This is a genomic window from Corallococcus sp. AB045, from assembly GCF_003668895.1.
Lineage (GTDB): Bacteria > Myxococcota > Myxococcia > Myxococcales > Myxococcaceae > Corallococcus > Corallococcus coralloides.
In genome coordinates, this window is the sequence record NZ_RAWN01000107.1 from 24,438 (window position 1) to 32,687 (window position 8,250).

General features: G+C 68.1%; 9 protein-coding genes. All 9 read right to left on the bottom strand.

Features of this window, described 5'->3' with window-relative positions:
• The 9 genes from D7Y21_RS24000 to gspE all read right to left on the bottom strand — a co-directional run bounded on the left by D7Y21_RS24000 (position 1) and on the right by gspE (position 8,034).
• The gene (locus D7Y21_RS24000; RefSeq protein ID WP_121715942.1) at positions 1-1,437 is read right to left on the bottom strand and encodes a type II secretion system protein GspK; all 1,437 of its coding nucleotides are present in this window, start codon (positions 1,435-1,437) and stop codon (positions 1-3) included.
• Positions 1,437-2,111 carry a type II secretion system protein GspJ gene (locus D7Y21_RS24005; RefSeq protein WP_120563373.1) on the bottom strand — a complete coding sequence of 225 codons (675 nt, stop codon included), beginning with the start codon at positions 2,109-2,111 and terminating at the stop codon, positions 1,437-1,439. The genes D7Y21_RS24000 and D7Y21_RS24005 overlap by 1 nt, the downstream gene beginning before the upstream one ends.
• The gene (locus D7Y21_RS24010) at positions 2,108-3,040 is read right to left on the bottom strand and encodes a prepilin-type N-terminal cleavage/methylation domain-containing protein (protein WP_120563372.1); all 933 of its coding nucleotides are present in this window, start codon (positions 3,038-3,040) and stop codon (positions 2,108-2,110) included. The genes D7Y21_RS24005 and D7Y21_RS24010 overlap by 4 nt, the downstream gene beginning before the upstream one ends.
• Entirely contained in the window at positions 3,037-3,759 is a 723-nt protein-coding gene (locus D7Y21_RS24015; RefSeq protein ID WP_120563371.1) for a Tfp pilus assembly protein FimT/FimU, read from the bottom strand. The genes D7Y21_RS24010 and D7Y21_RS24015 overlap by 4 nt, the downstream gene beginning before the upstream one ends.
• A gap of 8 nt (positions 3,760-3,767) precedes the next feature.
• Positions 3,768-4,235, bottom strand: a complete 468-nt coding sequence (locus D7Y21_RS24020) for a type II secretion system protein GspG (RefSeq protein WP_120563370.1) — start codon at positions 4,233-4,235, stop codon at positions 3,768-3,770.
• A 57-nt stretch (positions 4,236-4,292) separates the two neighbouring features.
• Entirely contained in the window at positions 4,293-4,712 is a 420-nt protein-coding gene (gene gspG / locus D7Y21_RS24025) for a type II secretion system major pseudopilin GspG (RefSeq protein WP_014398369.1), read from the bottom strand.
• 74 nt (positions 4,713-4,786) lie between these two features.
• Positions 4,787-4,927 carry a hypothetical protein gene (locus D7Y21_RS42300; protein ID WP_164933318.1) on the bottom strand — a complete coding sequence of 47 codons (141 nt, stop codon included), beginning with the start codon at positions 4,925-4,927 and terminating at the stop codon, positions 4,787-4,789.
• A 17-nt stretch (positions 4,928-4,944) separates the two neighbouring features.
• Entirely contained in the window at positions 4,945-6,201 is a 1,257-nt protein-coding gene (gene gspF / locus D7Y21_RS24030) for a type II secretion system inner membrane protein GspF (RefSeq protein WP_120525673.1), read from the bottom strand.
• Positions 6,202-6,207: 6 nt separating this feature from the next.
• The gene (gene gspE, locus D7Y21_RS24035; protein WP_120563369.1) at positions 6,208-8,034 is read right to left on the bottom strand and encodes a type II secretion system ATPase GspE; all 1,827 of its coding nucleotides are present in this window, start codon (positions 8,032-8,034) and stop codon (positions 6,208-6,210) included.
• Positions 8,035-8,250 lie beyond the last annotated feature (216 nt).

An 8,250-nucleotide genomic window follows, 5' to 3' on the forward strand; every position in this document is an offset into this window, starting at 1 on the left:
CTATTCCTCTCTGTAATACACGAGCTTGCCCAGCCCGTCGTCCAGGCGGATGACGGCGGTGAGCGTCTTCTGGACGCTGCCCGCCTCTCCCACGGACTTGATGGTGAAAGTCTTGCTCTTGTCGCCCAGGTAGCGGTTCTGCTGGACGTTGCCCTTGATGAGCGGATTGACCGCGATGCCGGCCTGCTCGATGACGCCCACGAAGTCCGACACCGACATGCCGAAGAAGCTGAACATGCGCGCGGCGCGGATGCGGCTGATGAGCTCGTTGAGGAACACGGGGTCCGTCAGGCGCGGGTCCGGCCGGTTGGGGTCCGCGGCGGACATGATGGCCAGCCCCAGCATGATGGGGTCGTCGGTGTTGACGTTCGGCTTGGAGTTGATGTCCGGGTACACCGTGAGCCGGTCTCGGAAGGCCGCCATGAAGCGGTCGTTGACGCCATGCACGCGGTACAGCTCGTCCAGGCTGTCGAAGCGCGCGTTCTTGACGTCATAGCGCGGTTCGTAGCGGCTGTACGGGGAACCCTCGTCCGCGAAGCCCGAGACGAAGGGGTTCGTCGGGTCCTTTTCGTTGAGCGTGGACTGGGTGGTGTCCTCGTCCGACCAGTCCTTCAGCGCGAGGATGGTGTCCCTGGGCGTGGAGCGCACCTTGTTGGCGTCGTCCTGCTGCCAGAGGAACTCGAAGCGCTTGTCCGCGAACATGTCCAGCATGCGCGCGGCGGTGGCCTGCGACTCCGCGCCGCCGGTGTTCAGGCGCATGACGTTGAGCTTCTCCTCCTCGTCGCTGATGGTCGCGAGGAAGCAGCCCTCGAAGCCGCCGAAAGACCTGCGCTGCATCTGCGCCGCCAGCTGCGTGGCCGCGCCCGCGTTCTCCCCGTCCTCGCCGTCCATCTGGAAGTTGGGGTCCACCGCCACGGGCTCCGTCTCCACGGGGCGGCCGTCCTCGCCTTGCGCGCCGTCGCTCTTCACCAGGCCCTTGAGCATGTGGCAGTCCACCCGCGCCAGCTTCCAGAGCTGGAGGTTGAGCGACTGCGGCTGGAATGCGTTCGCGCCGTTCGCGCCAGGGGTGCCGCCGCCCGTGAGGCCGCCCAGCGCGCCCAGGATGCTCGCGGGGTTGGGGATGGGCGTCTGGTCCACCTGCTTCTGGAAGCGAAGCAAGAGCCGCCCCAGCGACAGGCCGGAGCGGGCCATGTAGTAGGCGCGCACTTCGTCGCGCTGGTTGGCGGCGAGCTGCAGGTCCACGCGGCTGTTGTAGGCGAACTCCGTGGCCACCACCGTGAGCAGCGTGATGGACACGAGCGCGATGATGAGCGCCACGCCGCGCGAGCGCCGGTGCTTGCGCTCCGCGGGCGAGCGCTGCCGCGCCGGAGCCTGGGGAACGGCCGTCCGCGCCTTGCCGCGCCGGCGGGACGCCTGCTGGAAGTAGGGGAAGGCCATCAGTTGAACCTCGGCAGGGTGGTGTTGAGCACGATGCGCGCCTGCGTGGTGTAGCGCGCCTCCTTGCCCGCCTCATCCAGGGCGATGACGGTGATGCGCACGCGCGTGGGCAGGAGGTCCTTCTTCTCCGTGCGCCGCGTGTCCCATTCGTCGTCCCACTCCTTCTTGTCGGAATCCCAGTAGGCGAACTCCACGCCCTTGACGCCCTCGAAGAGGACGTCCGTGGTGCCGCCCCGGTCCATGCGGTCCCCCACGTTGGGGTTCACCCGCCGCTTCAGGTCCTGCCGCTGCCTGGCGCCGCGCTCGGAGGAGTTCTCCACGAAGTACTCCACCACCGCCTGGTCGGACTCCTTCACGTCCGTGTACAGGCGCTGGTGCGCGAACGTCGTGAAGGTCAGCTTCTCGCGCTCGCCAATGAAGTTGGTGGGCCGGTCGTTCTGGTCGCGGAAGCGGCGCAGATCATAGCGGTCGCTCACGAACGCGGAGCCCACCTCCCGCGCCATGCGGTTGAGCGACACGCGCACCATGCGGTAGCGCTCCGCCTCGCCCTCCACGACCTCCTTGGCGTTGATGCCCGTCTGGAAGGCCATGGCGACGACCGTGCCCATGAGCGCGGTGATGCCCACCGCCACCATGACCTCCATGAGGGTGAAGCCTCGCATGCGCCGCTTCATCGGATGGTCCCTCCGCCGCGAGGCATGCCCGGCAGGCCGCGTCCACCGAAGATGCCGCCCGGCCCGCGCGGGTTGATGCCGGTGTTGCCATTGCCGCCGCCCTGCTGGCCGCCCATGTTCCTGTTGAGCTGATCCAGCTGGGCCGCCCGGTTGACCAGCGGCTCGCGCGTGTTCGGGTCCAGCATCTGCCCGTTGGGACCGGGGATGGGGTTGTCCACCACCTGGCCCGTGCGCGGGTTCACCCACTGGTTCTCCGCGCCCGCCGTGCTGCCCGCGTTGGGCGTGAAGCCGCCGTTGCGGTCGCCGCCGGGCCCCAGGGACACCACATGCGTCACCACGTCCACGCTCTCCACCTGGGTGCCTTCCTTCCAGTACACGGTGAGGTGCACCTCGCGGACGGACTTGGTGAGCTGGTCCACCATCTGCGTGAACATGGGCTGCGCCATGCTCATGGCGGACGCGCCCAGGGGGCTGGCGCTGGTGGTGCCGCCGGGGGGCGTGCCGCCCTTGCCGTCGCCGCCGCCGCCGCCAAAGAGGCTGGCCAGGCCGCCCAGCGGGTCGCCGGAGTCGCCGCCGCCCATGGGCAGGTTGAAGATGGCGCCGATGAGCTGATCCGGCGTCACGCCGTCCGTCTTGGGCGCGATGATGCGGGCGCGCCACTTGAACTGGGGCCAGCCCTCGTCGGAGAAGTCGCCGGACTGCTCGTCGTCGTCCTGTTCGAAGCCGTCGTCGTAGAGCTTCTGCTCCAGGTCCGTCATCTTCGAGCGGGACAGCAGCGCCGCCACGGTGAGCCGCTTGGTGTAGACGTGGTTCGCCACCGCGCCGGAGTTGAGGTCGAAGATGGCCATCAGCGCGACGCTGAGGATGGCCATGGCCACCATCGTCTCCAGCAGGGTGAAGCCCCCGCGCCTGCGCGTTGGGGTCGTCATGAGCGGGGCACCTCCAGGGCCTCGGATGCGATGAACACCTTGCCCGTCAGGGGTGACACGTCCAGCGTCCAGGCGTTGTCACCCTGGCGCAGGAAGACCATGGCCTTCTCCGTGTAGCCCTGCGGGAAGAAGTAGAGATAGGCCACGCCGCTCTCCACCGGCTCGCGCTGCTGCCGCGTCCACACCGACACCGCCACGCCCGCCGGGAGCTGCTTGGGGGAGATCTCCTCCGCGGTGTACGCGGAGAAGGTGGACTGGGACTCGATGCGGTTCTTCTCCTCGTCCATCAGCTCCTGCGCGGACGGCTGCGAGCCTTCCGAGCGCGTGTAGTTCTTGCGCGTATCCCCACCGTTGTTGCCTTCCTTGCGGGCGCGCTCGCGGTCGCGCGCTTCGTCGCGGAGCGCCGAGTCCCGGTCGCGCGAGGTGGTGACGCCGCCCGCGGCGCATTCGGCGTGGTAGCGCGTGGCCTCTTCACGCTTCGGGTCGGGGATTTCGAACACCAGCCGGCACGTCCTGCCGCTGAGCGCCGCCGAGTCGTAGAGCGAGCGGATGACACCCGCGAGCTCCGTGGCGCTGCCCTTCGCCTTCGCGCCGGTGATGGCGCCAATTCCAATGGTCACCGCGGCGAACATCACCGCCGCGATGGCCAGCGCGATGGAGATTTCAATCAGCGTGAGGCCGCGCGGGGCGCGACGGCGGCGGGCGGGAGCAGGGGACATGGCCGGCTTCAAGGCTGCACCTCCTGTGCCACGATGCCGCCGCTGAAGAGGTCCGCGGCGTCGCCAGTACCACCGGGCTTGCCGTCGGAGCCCAGCGACAGCACGGCGCCCGACTTGCCCTCCATGCGGTAGACGTAGGGGTGGCCCCACGGGTCGAGCGGCGTCGAGTCCAGCACCTTCGACTCGATGAGCGGCGTGAAGCCCTGCTGCTGCGAGGGGAAGAAGCCCATCAGCCGGTGGTAGGCCTTGAAGTAGCCCTCCAGGCGGCGGATCTGCTCGCGCGCCTGGCGCTGCGTGGGGGTGAGGCTGTTGTCCTCGGTGGCCCACACCAGCGCGAACGCGAGCAGGGTGGCGCCGGCGAAGACACCCAGCAGCAGCAGGCGGCCCAGGCGCGGCGAGCGGGCGCGGGCCTGCTCGCTGGAAACAGCTCGCGCCTCGCGCGCGGACGTCGGAGAGGAAGTGTGCTCGGGGGTCATCACGGGCATTCCTACGACAACACGCGGGAGGCGCGGCTTTGCTTCAGGAAACGCCCGTTACTGCCGGGCGTTCTGGTCCTTGGAGGAGATGTCGGCGTCGGAGCCCTCGCCGCCCGGGTTGCCGTCGGCGCCGTAGCTGGTGATGACCGGCTTGCCGCCCTCGTTCATGTACACGTACTCGCGGCCCCAGGGGTCCAGCGGCATGCGCTCCAGGTTGTTGGTGTCCACCAGCGCCTTGAGGCCCGTGGCGGTGTCCGGGTAGGAGCCCTTCTTCGTGTAGTAGAGCTTCATCGCGCTCTGGATGTTGCGGATGTCCAGCTTCGCGGTGTCCTGCTTGGCCTCTTCCAGCTTCGGGATGACGGCCACGCCCACCGCCGCCGCGATGAGCCCGAGGATGGTGATGACCACCATGATCTCGATGAGGGTCATGCCGCGGTTCTTGCGGCGCTGCTGCTTCTTCGCGTTCGTCGTCGTCATGTCGTCCTCACCTTCGGGTGACTTTCTGGCAAGCCACCGCGCAATGGGTGTGTCGGGATGTCAGAGGCGTTGATTCAGGGCGTGCCCGCGCTGGGGGCGGCGGGCGGGTCGCGGTGGGCGTAGAGGGTGGCCCCCACCGTCGCCAGCGTGGCGGCCAGGGCCAGGAGCCCCGTCAGCGTGGCGCGCTGGATCCACCGGTCGAGCGTGTCGTTCATCGCGAGGCTCCCTCCACCTAATGGATGGCCGTGTTCACCTGCAGAATCGGCATCAGGATGGAGAGGGCGACGAATGCAATCATCACGCCCATCACCACGATGAGCATGGGCTCCAGGAGGCTGGTGAGCGCGCCGATGCGCACGTTCACCTGCGTCTCATAGGAGTCCGCCACCGACAGGAGCATGTCCTCCAGCTGCCCTGATTTCTCACCGATGGCGACCATGTGGTACACGAGCGGCGGGAACTGGCCGGAGCGCTTGAGGGGCGTGGCGATGCTTTCGCCCTCGCGGATGGACTCGCGGGCGTTCTCCACCGCGTCCGCCAGCACCGAGTTCGTCATCACCGCCTTGACGATGTCCAGCGCGGCCAGCATGGGCACGCCGCTCTTGAGCAGCGTGGACAGCGTGCGCGCGAAGCGGGAGATGGCCAGCAGGCGCACGAGGCTGCCGAAGATGGGCGCCTTGAGCGTGAAGCGGTCCCACTTGGGCTTGCCCTTGGGGCTCTTCGTCCAGCGCATGAAGAAGATGAAGCCCGCCACCATGGAAGGAATCACCAGGAACCACCACGCCTGCATGAAGTTGGACGCGGCGATGAGGATGCGCGTGTTCAGGGGCAGGGTGGCCTTCATCGTCTCGAAGATCTTCGTGACCTTCGGGACGACGAACACCATCAGCAGCACGAGGATGCCGCCGCCCACCAGCATCATGATGGCGGGGTAGAGCATGGTGCCGATGATCTTCTGCTGCAGCTTGGCCTGGTTCTCCGTGAAGTCCGCCAGGCGCAGCAGCACGGTGTCCAGCGCGCCGGAGGCCTCACCCGCGCGCACCATGTTGATGTAGATGCTGGGGAAGATCTTCGGGTGCTGGCTGAACGCGTCCGCCAGGGAGGACCCTTCGTTCACGCGCTGCTTGATGTCGGAGAGGGCGCGCTTGAGGCGCTCCTTCTCCGCCTGGTCCACCAGCGCGTTGAGCGAGTCCACGATGGTGACGCCCGCGCCCAGCAGGGTCGCGAGCTGGCGGGTGAGGATGGCGACGTCCTCGGTGCTGACCCGGCCGCCGGCCAGCTTGCGCAGGTCCACGTCGCGCGCCACGAGCGAAGCGTTGGCGCCCTTGGACACGCCCGCGCGGCTTCCCTCCGCCTGCCCGAGCACGTCGGTCAGGAAGATGCCGTCGGCGCGCAGCTTGGAGCGCAGCGTCTTGGGCGAGTCCGCCTCCAGCAAGCCCTTCTTCTGCTTGCCGTGGGAATCGAGGCCTCTGTATTCGAAGACGGGCATGGCGGACTAGATGTCCTCCTGCGTGATGCTCAGCACTTCGGCGATGGTCGTCTCGCCCAGGGCGATCTTCCGCACGCCGTCGTCCAGCAGCGTCGTCATGCCCTTGGCCAGCGCGGACTTCTTGATGGTGGACGCGTCCACGTTCTTGAGCACCAGCTGGCGCACGTCGTCGTCCACGAAGAGGAACTCGTAGATGCCGGAGCGGCCGCGGTAGCCGTTGCGGTTGCAGGACGGGCAACCCGTCGCGCGGTAGATGCGGTCCGTGTTGAACTTCGCCTTGAAGCTGGCGAGCGTGAAGCCCAGCTCCTTCAGCTCCGCGTCCGTGGGCGTGTAGGCCTGCCGGCAGTCCGGGCACACCCGGCGCACGAGGCGCTGGGCGAGGATGCCGGTGAGCGACGACGCCACGAGGAAGGGCTGCACGCCCATGTCCACGAGTCGCGTCACGGCGCCGGCCGCGTCGTTGGTGTGCACCGTGGAGAGCACCAGGTGGCCCGTGAGGGACGCCTGGATGGCGATCTCCGCCGTCTCCTTGTCGCGGATCTCACCGACCATGATGACGTCGGGGTCCTGGCGGAGGAAGGAGCGCAGGCCCTGCGCGAACGTGAGGCCAATCTTCGGGGCGATGGCCATCTGGCCAATGCCCTTGAGCTGGTACTCGACCGGGTCCTCGACGGTGAGGATGTTGAGGTCGGACGTGTTGATCTTGGAGAGCGCGCCGTAGAGCGTCGTCGTCTTGCCGGAGCCCGTGGGGCCCGTCACCAGGACGATGCCGTGCGAGCGCTTGATGACGGATTCCATGTTGCCCAGCACCTGCGGGCTCATGCCGATCTCCGCCAGGTCCAAGAGCGTCGCCGTCTTGTCGAGCAGACGCATGACGATGCGCTCGCCGAAGGACGTGGGCGTGGTGGACAGACGGATGTCGATGTCGCGGCCCGCGAGCTTGATGCGGATGCGGCCGTCCTGCGGCAGGCGCTTCTCCGCGATGTTGAGCTGCCCCATCACCTTCACGCGCGCGATGATGGAGTTCTGGTAGCGCTTGGGCGGCTTGATGACCTCCTGGAGCACACCGTCGATGCGGAAGCGCACCAGGAGTTCGCGCTCCATGGGCTCGATGTGGATATCGCTCGCGCGCTCCTTGGCGGCGCGGAAGAGCACGGAGTTCACCAGCCGGATGACGGGCGCTTCATCGTCCGCGTCCAGCAGGTCCTTGGGCTCCTCCAGCTCGTGGGCCAGCGAGTCCAGGTCCTCCGTGGTCTCCATCTCATCCACGAGCGCTTCGGCCTCGTTGACGGAGCGGTCGTACACGCTGTTGATGGCGTCCACGATGGTGGAGGCGAGCGCGATGCGCGGCTGGATGCCCTGACCCAGCAGCAGGCGCGCGTGATCCAGCGCCGTCGTGTCCAGCGGATCCGCCACCGCGAGCACCACCTCATCGCCCTCCTGGGAGATCGGGAGCAGCTGCGTCTGGCGGGCGAAGTTGATGGGGATGCGCTTGACGAGCTCCGCGTCCACCTCTTCCACGAAGATGCGCTGGAGGTAGGGCAGGTCCAGCTGGTGGCCCAGGGCGCGAGCGACGTCCTCTTCGCTGACCGCCTTCATGCCCACCAGGACTTCACCCAGGCGTCCGCCCTTCTCCTGCTGGGTGGCGAGCGCCTCTTGAATCTTCTCCGGGGTGAGGGCGGGCACGAGCGCACGGAGGATCTCTCCGATGGGCCGGCCACAGAGATACGCGAGTCCATGGCCTACGACCTGGGTGGCGTCGTTGCGGCCGCCGGACACGTCGGGCGTCGCGGTGGAGCCTTGAGAGGTGGTGGTGTCGGCGGTCAGGTCCATGGCTGTTACTCCCCGTCTCCCGGCTGGATGCGCAGCCGCTCGGCGTCCGCGTCCGGGCTGGGCGCGATCACCTCGGGCTGTGGCGCGGGGACTGATCTCTCCGAACCCTCCGGAGGCGCCTCTAAATTTCGCGGCGCCTGTCCGCCCTCGGGGGCGGGCGCGGCACCTTCCTGCGGAGCAGGCGCTTCCCCGCCCGGCCGTGCGGGGGACGGGGAG

Coding starts and splice junctions, on each gene's coding strand:
- D7Y21_RS24000 (WP_121715942.1), bottom strand. CDS start 1,437: ATGGCCTTCCCCTACTTCCAGCAGGCGTCCCGCCGGCGCGGCAAGGCG.
- D7Y21_RS24005 (WP_120563373.1), bottom strand. CDS start 2,111: ATGAAGCGGCGCATGCGAGGCTTCACCCTCATGGAGGTCATGGTGGCG.
- D7Y21_RS24010 (WP_120563372.1), bottom strand. CDS start 3,040: ATGACGACCCCAACGCGCAGGCGCGGGGGCTTCACCCTGCTGGAGACG.
- D7Y21_RS24015 (WP_120563371.1), bottom strand. CDS start 3,759: ATGTCCCCTGCTCCCGCCCGCCGCCGTCGCGCCCCGCGCGGCCTCACG.
- D7Y21_RS24020 (WP_120563370.1), bottom strand. CDS start 4,235: ATGACCCCCGAGCACACTTCCTCTCCGACGTCCGCGCGCGAGGCGCGA.
- gspG (WP_014398369.1), bottom strand. CDS start 4,712: ATGACGACGACGAACGCGAAGAAGCAGCAGCGCCGCAAGAACCGCGGC.
- D7Y21_RS42300 (WP_164933318.1), bottom strand. CDS start 4,927: ATGAACGACACGCTCGACCGGTGGATCCAGCGCGCCACGCTGACGGGG.
- gspF (WP_120525673.1), bottom strand. CDS start 6,201: ATGCCCGTCTTCGAATACAGAGGCCTCGATTCCCACGGCAAGCAGAAG.
- gspE (WP_120563369.1), bottom strand. CDS start 8,034: ATGGACCTGACCGCCGACACCACCACCTCTCAAGGCTCCACCGCGACG.